Source organism: Pseudoxanthomonas japonensis (assembly GCF_043632995.1).
GTDB lineage: Bacteria > Pseudomonadota > Gammaproteobacteria > Xanthomonadales > Xanthomonadaceae > Pseudoxanthomonas_A > Pseudoxanthomonas_A japonensis.
In genome coordinates, this window is the sequence record NZ_CP171632.1 from 2174517 (window position 1) to 2193200 (window position 18684).

The 18684-nt window shown below is 61.7% G+C and carries 16 protein-coding genes; 12 read left to right on the plus strand and 4 right to left on the minus strand.

What is annotated here, in order from left to right; translation table 11 throughout:
• Window positions 1-92: 92 nt before the first annotated feature.
• The 3 genes from ACGHX3_RS09855 to ACGHX3_RS09865 form a co-directional block, all read right to left on the minus strand.
• Window positions 93-1172 carry a catalase family protein gene (locus tag ACGHX3_RS09855; protein WP_185896156.1) on the minus strand — a complete coding sequence of 360 codons (1080 nt, stop codon included), beginning with the start codon at window positions 1170-1172 and terminating at the stop codon, window positions 93-95.
• Between the two features lie 390 nt (window positions 1173-1562).
• Complete coding sequence (locus ACGHX3_RS09860) at window positions 1563-2486, minus strand: NAD(P)/FAD-dependent oxidoreductase (protein WP_185896157.1); 924 nt, start codon at window positions 2484-2486, stop codon at window positions 1563-1565.
• A gap of 222 nt (window positions 2487-2708) precedes the next feature.
• Entirely contained in the window at window positions 2709-4040 is a 1332-nt protein-coding gene (locus ACGHX3_RS09865; RefSeq protein WP_185896158.1) for a hypothetical protein, read from the minus strand.
• Window positions 4041-4457: 417 nt separating this feature from the next.
• Between ACGHX3_RS09865 and ACGHX3_RS09870 the strand changes: the two genes are divergently transcribed.
• From ACGHX3_RS09870 to ACGHX3_RS09905, 8 genes are all read left to right on the plus strand, one after another.
• Entirely contained in the window at window positions 4458-5177 is a 720-nt protein-coding gene (locus tag ACGHX3_RS09870) for a response regulator transcription factor (protein ID WP_185896159.1), read from the plus strand.
• Window positions 5178-5182: 5 nt separating this feature from the next.
• Window positions 5183-5581, plus strand: a complete 399-nt coding sequence (locus ACGHX3_RS09875) for a hypothetical protein (protein WP_185896160.1) — start codon at window positions 5183-5185, stop codon at window positions 5579-5581.
• 76 nt (window positions 5582-5657) lie between these two features.
• Window positions 5658-6614: a L,D-transpeptidase family protein gene (locus ACGHX3_RS09880; RefSeq protein ID WP_394694835.1), complete on the plus strand. Its 957-nt coding sequence runs from the start codon at window positions 5658-5660 to the stop codon at window positions 6612-6614.
• Window positions 6615-6616: 2 nt separating this feature from the next.
• Window positions 6617-7279: a M23 family metallopeptidase gene (locus ACGHX3_RS09885; RefSeq protein WP_394694836.1), complete on the plus strand. Its 663-nt coding sequence runs from the start codon at window positions 6617-6619 to the stop codon at window positions 7277-7279.
• Window positions 7280-7371: 92 nt separating this feature from the next.
• A complete protein-coding gene (locus ACGHX3_RS09890) occupies window positions 7372-7767 on the plus strand; it encodes an H-NS family nucleoid-associated regulatory protein (protein WP_185896161.1) in 396 nt (131 codons plus the stop codon).
• 105 nt (window positions 7768-7872) lie between these two features.
• The gene (locus tag ACGHX3_RS09895; protein WP_185896162.1) at window positions 7873-8436 is read left to right on the plus strand and encodes a (2Fe-2S)-binding protein; all 564 of its coding nucleotides are present in this window, start codon (window positions 7873-7875) and stop codon (window positions 8434-8436) included.
• Window positions 8433-9491 (plus strand): xanthine dehydrogenase family protein subunit M, encoded by a 1059-nt coding sequence (locus tag ACGHX3_RS09900; protein ID WP_185896163.1) that lies wholly within the window; start codon window positions 8433-8435, stop codon window positions 9489-9491. The genes ACGHX3_RS09895 and ACGHX3_RS09900 overlap by 4 nt, the downstream gene beginning before the upstream one ends.
• Window positions 9484-11778: a xanthine dehydrogenase family protein molybdopterin-binding subunit gene (locus tag ACGHX3_RS09905; protein ID WP_394694837.1), complete on the plus strand. Its 2295-nt coding sequence runs from the start codon at window positions 9484-9486 to the stop codon at window positions 11776-11778. The genes ACGHX3_RS09900 and ACGHX3_RS09905 overlap by 8 nt, the downstream gene beginning before the upstream one ends.
• A 60-nt stretch (window positions 11779-11838) precedes the next feature.
• Here the strand turns inward: ACGHX3_RS09905 and ACGHX3_RS09910 are convergent, their stop codons facing one another.
• Entirely contained in the window at window positions 11839-12228 is a 390-nt protein-coding gene (locus tag ACGHX3_RS09910) for a response regulator (protein WP_185896992.1), read from the minus strand.
• Between the two features lie 136 nt (window positions 12229-12364).
• Here ACGHX3_RS09910 and ACGHX3_RS09915 point away from each other — a divergent pair, with 136 nt between their 5' ends.
• The 4 genes from ACGHX3_RS09915 to ACGHX3_RS09930 are packed head-to-tail and all read left to right on the plus strand — an operon-like array spanning window position 12365 to window position 18004.
• Window positions 12365-15484 (plus strand): response regulator, encoded by a 3120-nt coding sequence (locus tag ACGHX3_RS09915; RefSeq protein WP_185896165.1) that lies wholly within the window; start codon window positions 12365-12367, stop codon window positions 15482-15484.
• A complete protein-coding gene (locus ACGHX3_RS09920) occupies window positions 15481-16305 on the plus strand; it encodes a CheR family methyltransferase (RefSeq protein WP_394694838.1) in 825 nt (274 codons plus the stop codon). Before ACGHX3_RS09915 ends, ACGHX3_RS09920 begins: the two co-directional genes overlap by 4 nt.
• On the plus strand, window positions 16302-16892 hold the full coding sequence (locus tag ACGHX3_RS09925; protein WP_185896167.1) for a chemotaxis protein CheB: 591 nt from the start codon (window positions 16302-16304) through the stop codon (window positions 16890-16892). Before ACGHX3_RS09920 ends, ACGHX3_RS09925 begins: the two co-directional genes overlap by 4 nt.
• Window positions 16889-18004: a response regulator gene (locus ACGHX3_RS09930; RefSeq protein ID WP_394694839.1), complete on the plus strand. Its 1116-nt coding sequence runs from the start codon at window positions 16889-16891 to the stop codon at window positions 18002-18004. Before ACGHX3_RS09925 ends, ACGHX3_RS09930 begins: the two co-directional genes overlap by 4 nt.
• Window positions 18005-18684: the final 680 nt, after the last annotated feature.

Consider the following 18684-nt stretch of genomic DNA (forward strand, 5'->3'; position numbering starts at 1 on the left):
CAAGGCGTCTGTCGTTGGAGCGTGTCGGTCCCAACAGGCGGGCATCGAGGGGCCGATGTCGCGCCAGCGAAAGAGCTAGCGGCTGCAGCGCTTCAATTCGAGCCGTCCGGCTCCGTGATCGGGCACCGATTGAAATTGCTGCGGAACTGACGTGATACAGCCATCACGCGCTTGCGCGCTCGATTGACGGCGCCCAGGGGGCGATGGGCCGCCAGCGCATTCCAGGGAGAGAACGCCAGCGATTTTTCCGTCTGCTCGGACAGGCCCGACCAGGAGCGTTGGGGCGGCAGCGCCAAAGTCGCCACGGTGATCCATGGGCTGACCTCTTCAGGCCAGGCGATGGAGGCATCTTCGATCGGCATGCGCTCCAGGTCTCGACACAGTTGGACGTTAAAGGCCCACAGCGCTTCCTCACTGGCCAACGCGCTCTGGATCGCTTGGCGTTGGGCATCACCTTCATTGGGGATGGCGGTGCCAGCGAGCGCTTGCAGTGCAGGCGATAGCGGGGCCAACGAGAACTTGGCCATGTACGGTCCATACAGGAATGGGACCTGGGTGAAGTAGGTTTCTCCCAAAGGATGTCGCTGCGGCTCCCCGCCCAAGCCCTTGAGCTTACCGCTCTGCAGGCCGACCGCCTCCAACGCCGCCTCGGCGCCTCGCAGCGTGGCGGAGATGACGGTCTTGGTGCGCGGCATCTTTTCGGTGGTGGCGGCCAGCAACTTGGCTGGACCGACAAAACCGGCAGGCGTGGGCGCAGTGAAGGCCGGTCCATTGACCATCAGGAAATCCTGGGAGTGCCCCGGCAGACTGCCGGCCGCACGCTCGCCCTCCACATGTAGCACCTTGAGCGCCAGTGCCCGTGGCGTGGAGACCGTATCTGGCAATTGCTCGGCAGGAGGCGAGGAAAAGCGCACCAATGCTTCGAAACACCGCGCTTTGGCAAACAGGCCGTGGGCCAATTCCGGTGGCAGGTCGCCATGGACCTGAAAGGTGCCCCGCACCAGTGCGTGCCCTTTGGCATGCACGGCACGATGGGCCACGCCTTCCTGCTGGGCCACCCGGTGGGCCATGCTCAAGAAGAGCGTTTCCAGCTCGAGGATCGCGTCGTTCTCCTCCGCTCCGATGAATTCGACGGAAGGTCGGAAAAGAACCGGCAAAGCAAACTTGGTCACGGGGTCACTTTCGTCACGGTCGGTTTTTCCTAGCCCCTGTCGGGAGCCGAAGCTGGGTTCAGATGCATGCGGGCGGCCGCTCGCGTGAGCAAGTTGATACGTTGGTGCACCCATCGGCTCGCCCAGCGCAGTGCCGCCTGCTTGTTCCTGCAGGCCATCCGCTGGGGGACCACCTCGGGCGAGGCAAACACCACCACGGCCAACCATGCCTGGCCCTCGCCAAGCACATCCACCACCGGGATGGAGGCCATGCACACGGTGTCTTTTCCGGCGCCCTCTACCCATTGAAAGTCCGGCGGTAAGGCAGGCTTATCCGAATGGGGCATAGGTCATGGCGCGCAGGGGGTCCCGAGGCAAGCTGTCAAACCGTGCGTGTAAGGTCGGTGAATCCTAACTACGCGCAACGGTGGCCAGTTGGCGATGGATGGCGGTGGCGGCGATGGCTGCCTGACCGAAGGCCACGGAAATCTGATTGATCGCACTGCTGACATCGCCGACGGCGTACAAACCCGGGATGGAGGTTTGCATGTGGGCATCGGTAAACAGTTCCCCGGAAGCCGTTTGACGGGCACCGGCGGCCGTGGCCAGTTCGCAACGAGAGGTAGTGCCCAACGCAGCGTAGACCGTGTCGAACCGATGGACCCTGCCTTGGAGATCCACGATCCGACACTGGTTGCCCGTCATACGCACCGTGGGCTCGCACTCGAACACGCCAATATTTAGCTCGCGGGCCTGCTGCAAGGATCGCTGTGAGGCCCGCGACCCGTCTTTGAGCGTCAGGGCGCTCACCCTGGCGGAAAACCCGCGCAGGAAACAGGCGTGGCGCAAGGCCGATTCCGGTGGGCCCAGGACGCCAATGGACGCATCGGTGGCTTCATACCCATCGCAGATCGCACACAGGCGCAGCAAGCCGCGCTCAATGGCCGTCTTGGGGCTCAGCACCTTCAGGGTGGGCAGCGTGTCTTCCACGCCGGTGGCCAGGATCACCGTGTAAGCCTGCAGGCTCCGTCGGGGCAGGGTGATCGTAAAAACGTCCAGCCCCACTTCGATGCGGGAGGCCACGGCCTTGATGCACGTGACCCCGTATTGGCCAGCTTGCTCGCCCAATCGGGCCAACAGAGCGCTCCCCGCCACGCCTGCCGGAAATCCGGGGCAGTTGTGGGTCTTGGGAATCCATTTCGCCCGACTCTGCCCGTTATCGATGAGCGCCACGGAGCGATGAAAACGACGCAAGTACGTGGCCGCCGTCAGACCGGCCGGCCCGCCTCCGACGATGAGGCAATCCCAAATCTTCGTTGGTGCGGAGGACTTCATGGGCATTCGGGATCGCATTATGCGTGCTGAGGTTTGACTAGCCATGCCTGTAAGCACCGTGGAATATCAATGACTACCTAAATCGTATAGCCGACTAGCGGCATAGAAGTCGATCTAAAGCCGGACGATCAAGCGGAGATCGAATGGGCGCTCGCACGGCCGTAGGAGGGGTGGGCCCCGCTTCCGCGCCCGTCCATTGGGTCGCTGAGCCGACGCCTTGGCTCAGAGCGACACAGCGACGTCTTCACGGACACGCGGACCGGCGCCATCAACTCGCGCCTCGTCATCGGACGACTGATTCCAAACATATGTGAAGTTAGCTTCGCTGGTTATCTCTCGACCGCTCGCGGCCCGGCATTTTGAGATGAAATTTGCCTTCAGGCTCTCAATGTCCGCGGTCGCTTGTGCGCCAGAGCCAGGTGGCAAGAACCCAGCCGAACCCCAGCCTGGCGGACCAGGACGAGATACGACATTTGAGAAGCATGTTGAATTGGAACTGTCGTCAGGGAGATTACGCATGGAGATCATCATCACGAAGCGCAGCGGTTTTCCCGCCGTAGGAAGGGCTCCATTGCGTCCTCGTGCTGGGGTTGCGGCGGCTTGATTAGAAAGATGCGAAGGCGGCGGCGCCGGATCGGCGGGTCGGTGTGAAGCACCTGGTCTCACGAAGTCTTGCACGTCCCCCGCTGTTCCCTGTTTCTGCAAGTCCCCCGCCTGCGCGGCAACGGTGGCCACCTGCGCCGCGGTGCTGCCCAGGAATATCTCCTGATGCGCTCGCGCTTGTCGATACTCCTCGGCGGACTCCGAAAGCGCACGCGTCGTACCCGAAACAATCGCCCCAAGCAGTGCGGCACGCTGCTCGCGACGATCGGCTGCCTTGCGTGCGTCCTCCGCCTTGCGCTCTGCTTCTGCCTTTGCCAACTGGGCCTGCCAGGTAGCGTTGGCTTGCTGCACCAGCGCGGCTGTGTCAGGGCCCGATGTCTGCCGCCAGCCCAATTGGACGAATTCATCTTCGGTCACGGCCTGCCAAGGCGGCCTGGAGCCGTCTTGCGACACTGTTTCGATACGCATCAAGCGATCAGCACTGCCGTTGAGTGTGAACACGAGCCGCGAGTACACCTTGCCGATAACCTTGTACCAGTCAGAAACGACCGTGCGGTTGTCCAAGTGGCGCATAGTGGTCTTGTAACGTGTGCCCACGGGTGAAACAGCTTCGGCCTGCAGTTCGCCGCGAACCTTTCCGGGACGGACGGTCCAGACGTCTATGATGCCGAACGAGTTGCTTTCGATCCTCAGGGCCTTTCGGTTCTCGATCCACGTAAAAGTGTCGATGACATGCAAGGTGCCTATGCTGGTGGGGTCACTGCTTTTGGCCCAGCTGGTGTCGGCCAATAAAGAAAGCACGCCCCACGTGGCCGCATGATCGGTTGTGGGAACAGTTTCGTCGCGTTGTAAGCCTGCGAAGGAGACGGCTTGCCAGCCCGATGATTCGGATGCGAGTGCTTGGAAGCCCAAAATTGAAAAGCACAGAATGACCAATGCCAGCCGGCCCATAGTCCCCATCTCTACCCCCCTAGTGCCGGATCCTGCCGGTCAGCGGGAAGACTACACCGACTCTCTGCGGTGAGGGGTACGGCAATGCAGTCGAGAGCCGATGCGCCGGCTCACAGATCGCTGACTCACGCGGTTGGATATATGGAGCAATATTGGGTGTCCGGCAAACCGGCACGGCAGCCATTATGTTGTCCTAGCAGTCGGCGCGCGGGCTCATGCTGACTTCCAGGTCATGTTCACGCCAGAAACCACCTCTGTCATTACTGCCAACTTGCACGCCTTGATCCAAGTTGATGATGGCCTCAGAAGTGGGGCGACGGCTCAAGATAGCCTTGGGTCTTGCAACGGCGGTTTTCACGCCGCCTCGACAGGTCATCAGGCTATTTTTCACCAAACTGAACTACAGGAGCCGTGTTGATGTCTGCCGTCGTTCTGATCATTGAAGACAACCGCAGTTTGGCTGAAACCGTGGGCTATTTCCTGGAAGCCAAGGGCCTGGAAGTGGACTACGCGGTCGACGGCGCCGAAGGGTATCGGCTGGCCAGTGAAAATCGATACGACGCCATCATTCTGGACGGCAACCTCCCCCGCATGGATGGCCTGCAGGTAGTCAAACAGCTGCGCACGGAGGCGCGGGTGGCGACGCCCATCATCATGGTGACCGCGCGCGATACCCTGGAGGACAAGCTGGTCGGCCTAGAGGCGGGCGTGGACGATTTCCTGACCAAGCCCTTTGCGACCCAGGAACTGGAAGCGCGCTTGAAGGCCATCATCCGCCGCAATCGTAAGGAAGTCGCCAGAGCCGTGTTGCAGGTGGGCGATCTCACGTTGGATCCTGCCTCGCAGATCGTGCAACGGGATGGACGTCGCTTGGAGCTTACGCCCGCGGGAATGCGGCTGTTGACCATCTTGATGCGCGAATCCCCGCGCGTGGTCTCGCGCCGGGAAATCGAACGTGAGCTGTGGGGGGATGATCTGCCCGATTCTGATGCCCTGCGCAGTCACATGTACAACCTGCGCAAAGCCATCGACAAGGGCTTCGCTACGCCCATGCTGCACACGGTGCAGAGCGCCGGCTACCGCCTGGCGGCGAACATCGGTCAGGCGTCCCATGCTCAGGATGCTCAGGCGGCCTGAGTAGCATGGGCCGGATTGATTCCCACGCTTTTGAGAACCTGGTGCAGCGCCTGTCCGCACAGGAAGGCGTTGCGCACTGTCTGCCGTATCCCGGCATGACGCCGATTCCAGACGGGTTCGATGCCTTCGCCAGGCAGGATGCGGCCAGGGCAGAGATGGAGTGGGGCGATGCTTGCCCTGCCTATGCCTTGGGGCTCATCACCTACGGCAGCTGTGTGCTGCCACAGGATGAGGAATATCTGGAAGTGCTGTGGGATGAGCTTGGCGGCGATTCCACGCAGGTATGGGCGCAAGCGCGGCCGCTGGTGCTGGCAACGTGGGCATGGTTGAGTAATCCACCCGCGCAGGAGCCTGGTCCAGGCGCTAGCCATGACGAGAGCGATCCCACCGGTCTGATGCACTAGCCTGTACGGGAGGTTGCTTTACACGGCCATGACATGACGGCCACCAAGATCAGGGATAACTGACTTGGAGAGGCCTATGCGTTCGAAATGTCTGTTTGCGGGGATGGTGTTGCTGCTCACGCTGCCGGGGTATGCCGCCACACCCGACAACACCCTGGCCGCCCAAGCCAATGATCCCGCAACCCGCCAGGGCATGGCCGCCCTCGTGCGAGCACAAGTGTTGCTGGATCGTGCCCATTTCTCACCCGGGGAAATCGATGGGCGCGCCGGCTCGAATCAGCGGCGTGCGGTTCGCGGGTATCAGCAGGCGCGGAAGTTGAAGGTCACCGGAGAACTGGATGAGGCGACATGGACCTCATTGAATCAAGACGCAGCGCCTGCCTTGGTGACCTACACGCTGACGGCCGACGATGTGGGACAACCCGTGGCTTCCATACCCGAGGACATGATGGCGCAGGCCACGTTGTCCTCGTTGGCCTTTGAGTCGATCGAAGAGGCCTTGGGCGAGCGCTTCCATATCTCACCCGCATTGCTGAAGGCGCTGAATCCGAACGCGGACTTTTCAAAGGCCGGTACGCCGTTGCAGGTGCCAAACGTGGCCAGCCTCACGGCGCTGCCGAAAGCGGCCAGTGTGGTGATCGACAAGTCCGATTCCACATTGGGACTTCTGGATGCCAACGGTGCCCTTATTGCACAGTTTCCGGTGTCCTCAGGGAGCGAGAAGGATCCGCTTCCTGTAGGACATTGGAAGATCGTCGGGGTCGCAGAGAATCCGACCTTCCACTACAACCCCAAACTGTTCTGGGACGCTGACCCGGCGCACGCGGAAGCCAAAATCGCCGCTGGGCCTAACAATCCCGTGGGCACGCGTTGGATCGACCTGTCCAAGAAGCACTACGGCCTGCACGGCACCCCAGAACCCAGCGCCATCGGCAAAGCCCAGTCACACGGCTGTGTGCGACTTACCAACTGGGATGTTGAGCGCGTGGCGCGTGCCGTGTCGCCGGCGCTGTCAGTGACCATGCAGGAGTAGGGGTGAGATACCTGCTTGCGCTGATTGTCGTGGTCTGCACGCTGGCCGCCTTGCTGTGGACCGGCGTCGAGATTTCGCCGACTTCCCCACCTGACGCTACCCCCAGCGCATCGGCCACCCCGACTGACGTCGGCGCAGCTAAGCCGGCCGTCGTCGCGAGCCCGGACGCGCCAATGACGCAGCTTCCATCAGATCCTGCGTTACCTGCACCGGCAGCACGCACGGATCCGTCGGGCATTCTGCTGATACCGGTGCAAGGGGTACAGGCAACCGCGTTGGTCGACACGTTTACCGATGCCAGAAGCCAGGGCCGAAGCCATGATGCGATCGACATCATGGCTCCTGCCGGCACTCCCGTACTGGCCGTGGCCGATGGCCACATCGAAAAACTGTTCACCAGCGAGCGAGGCGGACTGACGATCTACCAATTCGACCCCGCTGGGCGACTGGCCTACTACTACGCGCATCTGCAAGGGTATGCACCGGGGCTGGCAGAGCAACAGCAGATCACCCGCGGCCAACTGCTCGGCTATGTAGGATCCACCGGCAACGCCAGTCCTGACGCACCGCATCTGCATTTTGCCATCTTCGAACTTGGCCCGGAGAAGCGTTGGTGGGAGGGCACAGCGATCAACCCGTATCCAGCGCTGACTCAAAGCCAATAACGTAACTCCTGCCGTTGCCTGGGTTCGCGGCGCAGGTGCTGCTATAGAATCGGCTATTCACCCCGCGCCTAGCCGACCACAAGAATCCTTGAATGACTAAGACCACCTTGGACGCCATTGCGACCACGCGAGCTCGACTGGAAGAAGAATTGCGCGATCTGGATAAGCAAGAAGAGCAGCTACGTCAGCAGCAGGCCTCGGACGCCTACGCCAATGTGATGCAACTTCTGACCCAGTTTGGTGCCCACTTCTCTGCCAAGCAGAAAGCCGAGCTGGTGACGGCGCTGGGCAGTGGTGAGCGCGCACCGCGCAAGAAGGCATCGAGCAATAAAGAGGTAGCCCCCAAGTACTGGTTGCCACACAGCGGTGAAACCTGGTCAGGTCGAGGCCGTGCGCCTCGTGCCTTTGCTGCCTGGGAAGGCACGGCCGCCTACAAGGAATGGAAGGCACGCCACCCCAACGAGAAGTTCCCGAAGTTCCCAGGCTAGCGGCCGTATCGGTCTGTGTGAGGTCAAGGCGGTGTGACGGTAGGGGAGGGTTCTCGTCATCTTCACTGTGTTGACCTCAGTCTCGGATCGAGAAGGAGGCCCGCCATGACACGCGATACTGTGGCAGAGCAAACGCCCCAAACCGCCGATACACCCAGTCGTCACTCCGTCACCCTGCAAGTCAACGGCAACGATCACGCCCTTGAGGTTCAGGCTTGGTCCTCACTGCTGGATGTGCTGCGTGAGCAGCTCGCTCTGACCGGCACCAAGAAAGGGTGCGATCACGGCCAGTGTGGTGCTTGTACCGTGTTGATCGATGGGCGCAGGATCAATAGCTGCCTGACGCTGGCCGCGCTTCAGGCGGGCAAAGCCATCACCACGGTGGAAGGCTTGTCCGATGGCCAAGCCCTTCATCCACTGCAAGAAGCCTTCCTGCAGCACGATGCATTCCAGTGCGGCTACTGCACGCCCGGCCAACTGTGCTCGGCCGTGGGTTTGATCAACGAAGGCCGCGCCCGCACGCGTGATGACGTGCGGGAACTGATGAGCGGCAATCTGTGCCGATGCGGCGCCTATACCCAAATCACCTCCGCGGTGTGCGAGGTCGCGGGGATTGAGCAGGCACGCGATCCCCAGTGCCCCACTATTGTGGGGAGCGTGCCGGCATGAACCCGTTTACGTTGGTATCGGCCTGCGATTCTCGTGGCGCCCGACAGGCGTTGGGTCATGTGGCGCAGCAGCCGCGTATTACCCGTCCTCAGTTCATCGCCGGTGGCACCAATGTGCTGGACCTGATGAAGGCCGGCGTGACCCAGCCCAGTCGCCTGGTCGACATCAGCGGCCTGGGGCTGGATGGCATCGAATGGTCGCCCGAGGACGGCTTGCGGCTGGGCGCCACCGCCCATAACGCCGATACGGCCTATCACCCCTTGGTCAGCGAGCACGCCCCCCTGCTGGCTTCGGCGATTCTTGCCGGCGCCTCGCCCCAGATACGCAATGCTGCCACCAACGGGGGCAATCTGCTCCAGCGCACGCGCTGCATGTACTTCTACGATGTGGCGCTGCCGTGCAACAAACGTGCGCCAGGCAGTGGCTGCAGCGCCATCGGGGGCGTGACCCGTCAGCATGCCATCCTGGGCGCAAGTGAGGCCTGTATTGCCACTCACCCCTCCGACATGTGCGTTGCCCTGGCCGCCTTGGAGGCACATGTCGAGGTGGAGCGAGGTCAAGGACGCGAACTGATCGCGTTCTCCGATTTTCATCGCCTGCCCGGCGATCACCCGGAACACGATACGCACTTGCCGTCCGATGCCTTGATCACGGCGCTGGTGATTCCACCCAATCCCTATGCGGCTCATTCGGTGTATCTGAAAATCCGCGACCGCGCCTCTTATGCGTTTGCTTTGGTCTCGGTGGCGGTCGGGTTGGAGCTCTCCGATAAGGGAGCCGTGGTGTCGGCGCGCGTGGCTCTCGGTGGAGTGGCCCATAAACCGTGGCGGCTGGAGGAGGCGGAAGCCCTGCTGGTGGGCAAGCCTCCCACTGCCGAGGCGGCCGCGCGCGTGGCTGATCGGCTGCTGCAGGGTGCCATCGGGCAGGGCGACAACGACTTCAAGATCGAATTGGCCCGGCGCTTGGTGGTGCGCGGGATTACCGTGGCCGCCCACGGCACCGTCACCAATGACACGGCCCTCAAAGAATCATCTGGGGAGCAGGCCCATGAGTGAGGTCGATCCTCGCGTGCCTGTGGCCGCACCAGGCACCGGACATGTTCGCAAGGGGCAACCGCTTACCCGGATCGATGGACCGGCCAAAGTACAGGGTCAGGCCCGCTATGCCGCCGAATTCCCGGCCCCCGATCTGGCTTACGGCGTCGTCGTCAACACTGCCGTGGCCAGGGGCACGATTGTTGCGATCGATCTGGATGCCGCCCTGGCCGTGGAAGGAGTATTGGAGGTGCTCACGCACCAGCGGCGGCCCAGGATGCGGGCAGGGCGCGTATTCCATAAAGACTTGATCGCGCCTGGCGGCAAGCCGTTCCGACCGCTTTACGACGAGCATGTGGTCTACAGCGGACAGCCGGTGGCGTTGGTGGTCGCTACCAGTTTTGAGGCGGCGCGCCGGGCCGCGATGTTGGTGCGAGTGGAGGTGGCGCCCGAGCCCCACGAGACCTCACTGCGTGCGAACCTGGACAAAGGCCACAGCCCAAAAGGCATCAAGTTCGGCTACAAGCCGCCTCCCAAAGAAAAGGGTGATGCCTCAGCCGCGTGGCACAACGCCCCGTTCCGGATGCAGGCAACCTTCTATGCCGAGGCCCAGCACCACAATCCGATGGAGCTGTTTGCCACCACCGTCGTGCGGGATGCCCAAGGTTGCATGGTCGTACACGACAAGACCCAAGGCTCCCAGAACAGCCGTTGGTACGCCTCCCATGCCCTGGGGATCCCGAAGTCCCGACTGAGCGTGCGCAACGCCTTCGTGGGGGGTGCCTTTGGCTCGGGGCTGCGGCCCAACTACGCCCTGCTGCTGGCAGTGATGGCCTCCGAGTATCTGGACCGCTCGGTTCGTGTCGTACTGACACGCCAGCAGATGTTCACCTTCGGGCATCGGCCCGAGACGTGGCAGCAGATCCGGCTTTCAGCGAACGCCCAAGGCCAGCTCCAGTCTATCGAGCATGATGTGCTGACGGAAACCTCACGCGCGGAGGACTACACCGAGGTCGTGGCCAACTGGTCGGGCCAGTTGTATGCGTGCGAGAACATTCGTCTATCGCACAAGCTGGTCGACTTGGACCGGTTCACGCCGATGGATATGCGTGCACCAGGCGCGGCCCACGGCGTCCATGCCTTGGAGGTGGCTATCGATGCCATGGCCTGCGAGGTCGGCATGGATCCGCTGGCGTTTCGGCTGGTCAATTACGCCGAGGTGCATCCCATTGAGGACAAGCCGTTCTCCTCCAAAGCGTTGCGGGAGTGCTTTGCTTTGGGGGCCGAGCGATTTAACTGGTCACAACGCCCCCCAGCACCTCGTGCCACCAAGATCGGTACCGAGTATGTGGGGTGGGGGATGTCCACCGGGACCTGGGATGCCCTGCAGATGTTTGCCCGTGCCAAAGCAGTCCTGGATGCGCAGGGCCGGCTTCGCGTCAGTAGCGCGGCCTCGGACATCGGCACGGGCACCTACACCGTGATGGCCCAAATCGCCGCTGACGCCATGGGCTTGCCGCTGGAACACGTCACCTTTGAACTGGGTGACTCGACCCTGCCCGTGGCACCGGTGCAGGGGGGTTCTGCCCATGTGGCCACGATTGGATCGGCCATTGAAGGGGTCTGCGATAAGTTGCGCGCCGGCCTGCTCAAGCTTGCCAAACGCCATCACGGCGAGCTGTTTTCTGGCTGCAAGGATGACGATGTCGAGTGTGTCGAAGGGGGTTTGCGGCGCAAGGCCGGTGGGGCCAGCGTTCCGATTATTGAGCTGATGGCGTTGGCCAAGGACGGAAAACTCCGGGCCAGCCATCTGCTCCTGCCAAACCAGCGTGAGCAGTCAAAATATGCGCGGGCCACGCATTCGGCCGTGTTCTGCGAAGTGCGTGTTGACGAAGCATTGGGCACGATACGGGTCACGCGGGTTGTCAGCGCCATTGCCGCCGGCCGCATCATCAACCCCATGGCGGCGCGCAGTCAGATCCTGGGGGGCGTGGTATGGGGGATCAGCCATGCGCTGCATGAGGGAACCCATGATGATCCTCGGCTGGGGCGTTTCATGAACCACGATTTCGCTGAGTACCACGTGGCCGTGAATGCCGACATCCACGAGATTGACGTGCTCTTTGCCGATGAAGACGATCGGGTGGTCAGCCGGCTGGGGGCCAAAGGGGTGGGTGAGATCGGTCTTGTAGGGGTATCGGCGGCCATCGCCAATGCCATCCGTCATGCCGTGGGCGTGAGGATCTACGACACGCCCATCACTCCAGACAAGGTCATGGCCGGACTTGCACACAGTGGGGCGATCTAGCGAAAGCGTGTGTCGATCTACTGTAGCTAGAACGCCCGACGTCGGACTCCCTGGCTTAGCTTACGCAGCCAGCAATTGCATCAGCTGATTGAGCCGAAACGGCTTTTGCAGGAAGTGCGCATACCCGGGCAGGCTGGGGAGCTGCCGTGGGGGATGGCCTGAGGCCAGAATCACCCGCGCCTGCGGCCGTGAGCGCTTCAGGTGCTCGGCCAAATCAATGCCGTTTTCCGAACCTGGCATGTGCACATCGCTGACCAGGACATCGCACGGGAAGTCTTCCAGGATCACCTTGGCGCTATGCGCATCCTCGGCAATGCGAACTTCCATGCCCGCGTCTTGAAGGACATCGGACAGCAGAGCGCGCAGCTCCACCTGATCCTCGACCAACAGCACCCGAATCGAGCCTCCCGCCGGTGTCAGATCCGAGGAAGGACTGTCCGAAGCACCCATCTGCCTGCTGTTGGTGTCGTCCACTGCCACGCGCTCCCCTGAAAAAAGTTGGAAAAGGATTGAGATAAGAGCGTGAAGAAGTTGTAAACGTAAATGAAGGTAGCATGGCGTTTTGCACTCGGGGCAAGGGCAGGCGATGAGCCAGCAGGAACAGGGGAAGCGTCACCGCGACACCATCATTTCCATCATCTCGTTGGGTTTGGCGGCCACCACCATCGGGCTGGAGGCTGTCATCCCGTTGGGCTATGCCGTTTGGCTGTTGTACTTCCTGGCCATTGGCGTGACGGTGTACCAGCGCCGGCCGTGGGTGCCGGTGGCGATCGCCGCATTGGCGTGCGCGTTGCTGGTGGTCGGTTTTAATTTGGCTCCCCCCAGTCACAATTCAGCCTTCTCCGTAGTGAATCGAACGGTGGGCGGGGTTTGCTTCCTTACCACGGCGCTGATCGTGATGCAGGCCATTCGTGCTCGCTTGCAGGCCGAGCGAGCGCTGTGGCTGCAGGAGGTGGAAAACGAGGTTGCCGGCGTGCTGCAAGGCGAGCAGACCCCTCACAGCTTGGCCGAGGGGGCGCTGCGGGTGCTGTGCGATCATCTGGGTGCCCATACCGGCGTGCTGTACCGTTTGAACGGCCAGGAACTGGTCCTGGTAGGCGGCGTTGCCCTGGCGCGCGAGGTTCCCACCCGGATTGCCGCCGGCTCTGGCCAGTTGTGGGAAGCCATCGCCAAACAAAGCGCCCGGGTAGTTCGTGGCATTGAGGCTTCCCATGTCGGTGTTGAGTCGGCGCTAGGTCGAAGCGCGGCAGTCAAATTGCTCGTGGCACCGCTCACCGCCGATGGCGCTGCCAGTGGGGCCTTGGAGCTGGGCCTGATTGAGTCCCCGGTCGATGAGTCCACGGCCATGGAGCTGCTGCAGCGGTGCGCCGATACCATTGGTATTGCCCTCAGAACCGCCATGCTGCGCAGTGAACTGATTGAGCTGCTGGAAGAAACCCAGCGCCAAGGCGAGGAACTGCAGGCCCAGCAGGAAGAACTGCGGGTGGCCAACGAGGAACTGGAGGAACAAAGCCGCACCCTGCAGCAATCCCAGGTCAACTTGGAGCAGCAGCAGGCTGAGTTGGAACAGACCAATGTGCAGCTTGAAGAGCGGACCCACGAACTCGAAGGGCAGCGACAGCAGCTGCTGTCGGCACAGGACAACCTGATGCGCAGTCGGGAAGACCTGCTGGCCGCCTCGCGCTACAAATCCGAGTTCTTGGCCAACATGTCGCATGAACTGCGCACGCCGCTGAACAGCTCGCTGATCCTGGCCAAACTGCTGGCCGACAATAAGGAAAGCACGCTCACTGCGGACCAGGTCAAATACGCCCAAGCGATTCATTCGTCCAACAATGACCTGCTGGCGCTGATCAACGACATTCTCGACTTGTCGAAGATCGAGGCAGGGCACGTTGAACTGCAGGATGACACCCTCAGCACCGAAAGCGTGGTGCAGCGCCTACGTGAGACGTTCGATCCGCTGGCGCGCCAAAAGGGGCTGGACCTGGCGCTGGAGATTGCGTCCGACGCTCCGTCCCAGTTCGTGGCCGACGGACAGCGCCTGCAGCAGATCCTGAAGAACCTGCTGGCCAACGCCATCAAGTTCACAGAGCGCGGCTCGGTCACGATGCACGTCAAGCATGACGCCCAGAATCGCGTCGGATTTGTTGTGTGCGATACCGGTATCGGCATCGCCCGCGAGCAGACTGAAGTGATCTTCGAGGCGTTTCGGCAGGCCGATGGCAGCACCAGCCGTCGCTTCGGCGGCACGGGGCTCGGTTTGGCGATCTCGCGTGATTTGGCCGCCCGCATGGGCGGGGCACTCACCGTGGAGAGCGAACCCGGCCGCGGCAGTTGCTTTACCTTGGTCATCCCCACCGATGGAGCACCTGCCGCCGATCAGGATTCGCAGGCTGCACCCTCGGCACCGCGGACCATCAGTCCGGCGAATCAGGCCACCGGCCCGATCGCAGTACCCGCCACGACGTCTACCGCACAGGCCCCCGCCAGCGCACCGGTGGCCGCCAGTCCCATCACGCGACGCTATCCAGACCGCCTGATCCTGGCGATTGAGGATGACGTCGAATTTGGCCAGGCTCTGGTCGCCCTGGCCCAAGAACTCAGGTTTGACTGTGTAGTGGCCTCCACCGCCGAGGAAGGGCTGCGATTGGCCGCTGAGCTGCGGCCCAATGGCATCCTGTTGGATATTGGCTTGCCGGATGTATCGGGCTTGAGCGTGCTGGAGCGGCTGAAGCGCGATCCAGTCACCCGTCACGTGCCTGTGCATGTGGTGTCCGCGCTGGAGCGCACCCAGGTGGCCCTGGAACTGGGCGCGGTGGGCTATCTGATCAAACCGGCTACCCGCGAGCGGTTGGCCAGTGCCATTGAACAGCTGGAACAGACGCACGCGCGCGATGTGCGCCGACTGTTGATCGTGGAAGATGATCAGGAACTGCGACAGAACCTGCAGCTTTTGCTTGCTCGCGATCAGTTGGAGATCGTCGCCGTCGGCACGATTGCCGAGGCGATCGAAAAGCTTGATGTCGCCACTTTCGACTGCATGATTACCGATCTGGCCCTGCCCGATGGCAGCGGCTATGACCTGCTGGAGAAGATGTCGACCAGTGCCACCGGCGCGTTTCCACCGGTGATTGTGTATACCGGTCGAGCACTCACACGCCATGAAGAGCAGCGTCTACGACGCTATTCCAAGAGCATCATCATCAAGGGGGCACGCTCGCCGGAACGGCTATTGGATGAGGTCACCCTGTTCCTGCACAGTGTGGAGGCAACGCTTCCCGGAGACCAGCAGCGCATGCTGCGGGAAGTCCGTCGGCGTGATGCGGTTCTGGACGGCCGCAATGTCCTTCTGGTCGAGGACGACGTGCGCAACATTTTCGCCTTGTCCAGTGTATTGGAGCCGCTGGGTGTAAAGCTGCAAATCGCGCGCAACGGACGTGAAGCGTTGGACACCCTCGTCAATCAGGACTTCGATCTGGTGCTCATGGACATCATGATGCCGGAGATGGATGGACTGACGGCCATGCGCGAGATTCGTCGCAACCCGCAATGGCAGGATTTGCCGATCATTGCACTGACGGCTAAAGCCATGGCCGATGATCGCGAGCATTGCTTGGAGGCCGGTGCGAACGACTACATCGCAAAGCCGGTCGATGTGGAAAAGCTGGTGTCTTTGTGCCGGGTATGGTGCGCGCGGCAATGACCCCCAGCGAGTTGTTCGATCTGGAGCTGGGGGTCTTGCTGGAGGCGCTTTACCGACGCTACCACTATGATTTTCGCGAATACGCGATCTCCTCCCTACGCAGGCGCGTGCGCCAGGCCATGGATCGTTTCCAGTGCGATAGCGTGGCCACGTTGCAACATCGGCTGCTCCACGAGCCGGCGCTGTTTACCCAGGCCATGCAGTACTTCACGGTCCAGGTCTCTGAGATGTTCCGGGATCCGGACTACTTTCGGGTCCTGCGGGAGCAAATAGTGCCAGTGCTGAAGACCTACCCGTCGTGCAAGATCTGGGTAGCCGGTTGCAGCACGGGGGAGGAGGTGTGGTCGCTGGCCATCCTGCTGGATGAAGAGGGCTTGCTGGAGCGCACGGTGCTCTATGCCACCGACATCAATCCTGAGGCAGTGGCCAGCGCCGAGGCGGGGGTATTCGCATTGGATCGGATGGCTCAGTTCAGCCGTAGCTACCTGGCTGCCGGCGGTCGCGGCTCGCTCTCGGACTACTACACGACCGCTTACAACGGCGCCCTGTTCGATCGGCGCCTGAAGCGCAACATCGTCTTTGCCGACCACAGCTTGGCCACCGATGCGGTGTTCTCCGAGGTCCACTTTGTGTCGTGCCGCAATGTACTGATCTACTTCAAGCGCAGCCTGCAGGACAGGGCAGTGAGCTTGTTCCATGAGGCCTTGGTGCACCGCGGTTTCCTGGGGTTGGGTAGCAAGGAATCGCTGCAGTTTGGTGAGCACGCTGCGGACTTTGAAGTCAGCTCGCGTGCGCAGCGGCTTTACCGGAAGATCGCATGAGCTCTCCAGCGCCACGCCTTTGCGACACCGTAGACGTGATCGTCGTGGGCGCTTCAGCGGGAGGTGTGAGCGCCGTGAGGGCGCTGTTGGAGGCCTTGCCGGCGAACTGTCCGGCAGTGGTGATGATTGTCCTGCACCTGCCGCGCGATCGACCCAGTCAGGCGGCCGAACTGTTTGCACAGTACTGCGCGCTTCCCGTCGCCGAGGCAGAGGATAAGGCACCACTTACGCCGAGCACGGTTTGGATCGCGCCACCGGACTACCACTTGATGGTGGAAGATCGGGATACGATGTCGCTCAGCCTGGATGAGCCGGTCCTGTTCTCTCGTCCCGCGATCGATCCCTTGTTCGAAAGCGCAGCGGCCGTGTTTGCTGATCGCGTGCTGGCGATCCTGTTGACCGGTGCGTCCAACGATGGCAGCGAGGGTGTCGCCGCCATTCGGGCAGGTGGTGGACAAGCATGGGTACAGCAACCGGAAGAGGCCAGCTCACCCATGATGCCCGCCTCAGCGCTGGCGTATGCAGGCGCTGATGCGGTACTTACCCTGGATCAGATGCGTGTCCGCTTACGGAGCTTTCAGCCTTGAACTTGACCTTGTCCAATCCTGAGCCGGTGCGTAGCGAGCCGATCAATATCCTCGTCGTGGACGATGTGCCCGAGAACCTGGTGGCCATGCGCGCGCTTCTGCAAGCCGACGGGGTGCAGGTGCTGTGCGCCGCCTCTGGCGCGCAGGCACTGGAACTGCTGCTCGTCCACGAGGTAGCCGTGGCCCTGCTTGATGTGCAGATGCCGGAGATGGACGGCTTTTCACTGGCCGAGCTGATGCGAGGTGCAGCGCGTAGCCGGGAAGTGCCGATCATCTTCTTGACAGCCTCACCGAACGACCCCAAGCGCGCTTTCAAGGGGTATGAAGCCGGTGCGGTGGACTTCTTGCACAAGCCCATCGAGCCCCACGTCATCCTCAGCAAAACGAACGTGTTCGTCCAGCTGTTCCAGCAGCGGCAGCTGCTAAAAGAACGCGCCGAATCGCTGGAGAGAGCCCTCAAGCTCAATGAGACCATGATGGCGGTGTTGACGCACGACCTGCGGACACCGCTCTCGGCCATGCTGCTGTGTGCAGAAAAGCTGGCACTGCAGCTTCCCGGGGACGAGCGCGTCCAACGGACGCTGTCCCAACTGGAAACCAGTGGTTGGCGGATGGCGCGGATGGTGGAGCAACTGCTGGATTTTTCCCGCATCCGCTCGGGCGGCTTCCAGATCGAGCCTCAGACCATTGATCTAACGCAGGTGCTGTTGGGCGCGATCGATGAAGTAAAGCGCGTCCATGCCAACGCAGACATTGCTTTTGAAGCCGGAAATCCCTTGTCGGTAAAGGCAGATCCGGATCGACTGACCCAAGTAATGATCAACCTGGTCGGCAATGCGGTAATCCATGGCAAAGAGGGATCGGTTCGTATCGTCTTGGAAAGCGCGACTCAGGGCGCTGTGGTGGTGCGAGTCTCAAACCCCGGCCATATCAGCGAAGAGTTGCTTCCTCGCCTATTCGAGCCATTCAAGGGAGCATTCCATGCCAGCCAAGGACTCGGGCTCGGGCTGTTCATTGCTGACCAGTTCGTCAAGGCACACGGCGGCACGCTGTCGGCGACCAACGACAACGGGCAAGTCCACCTGGAAGCTCGTTTCGAAAAAATTTCGTGAGCCTGTAGGGATCTAGATCGGCATGCGCTAGCGCGTCCTACATTTCCCCTCAACGTACCTAGTCGGCAACTGGGCCAGCTCATCGCGCAAGCGCGCGAGTACAGCTTTGATTTCCTGACATGGAAGAAGGCGGACGTCGCCAGCGGCGCGCCACATTAGGTAAAGGATGATTAGGGATGTTTATCAGGGGTAGGGGGTGGCAGCTTCCGACCCAAAGCGGACGTTCATCAGCGCTTCCTCACGGCCCTTCGAAGTGCGGCCTGCTCAGCTCGCTGGGTCAGAATATGCATCGGCGTGTTAGCCGGACCCAGCAGCCCTAAGATCAAGCCGTATCAAGGGGATAGCCCACCCTAGCGTGCGCAGCGGACAAGTCGTATAACAGGACTCAGGGATCCGGCTATTAGGTAGCTTAGCCTCATGAAAATCCTGTCGCGTCTGCTGTTTTCAGTGATCAACCTTGGTGTGGCGGGTTGGTACCTATTGGCTGCTGCGTGGGTACTTGGGGGCTTTCGAGTTGAGGTTCTTACGGGCGCATCGTATGAGTGGCCCGTTCGTGTAGTAGTAACATCAACGGTTGTGGCCGTTCTTGGACTGCTAATTGGGATCGCAGTGCTATGCATCACCCGCGGACGGCCGTTTGGTCACGTGCTCGTCTCGGCGCTCATTGCACTGAGTTTGAT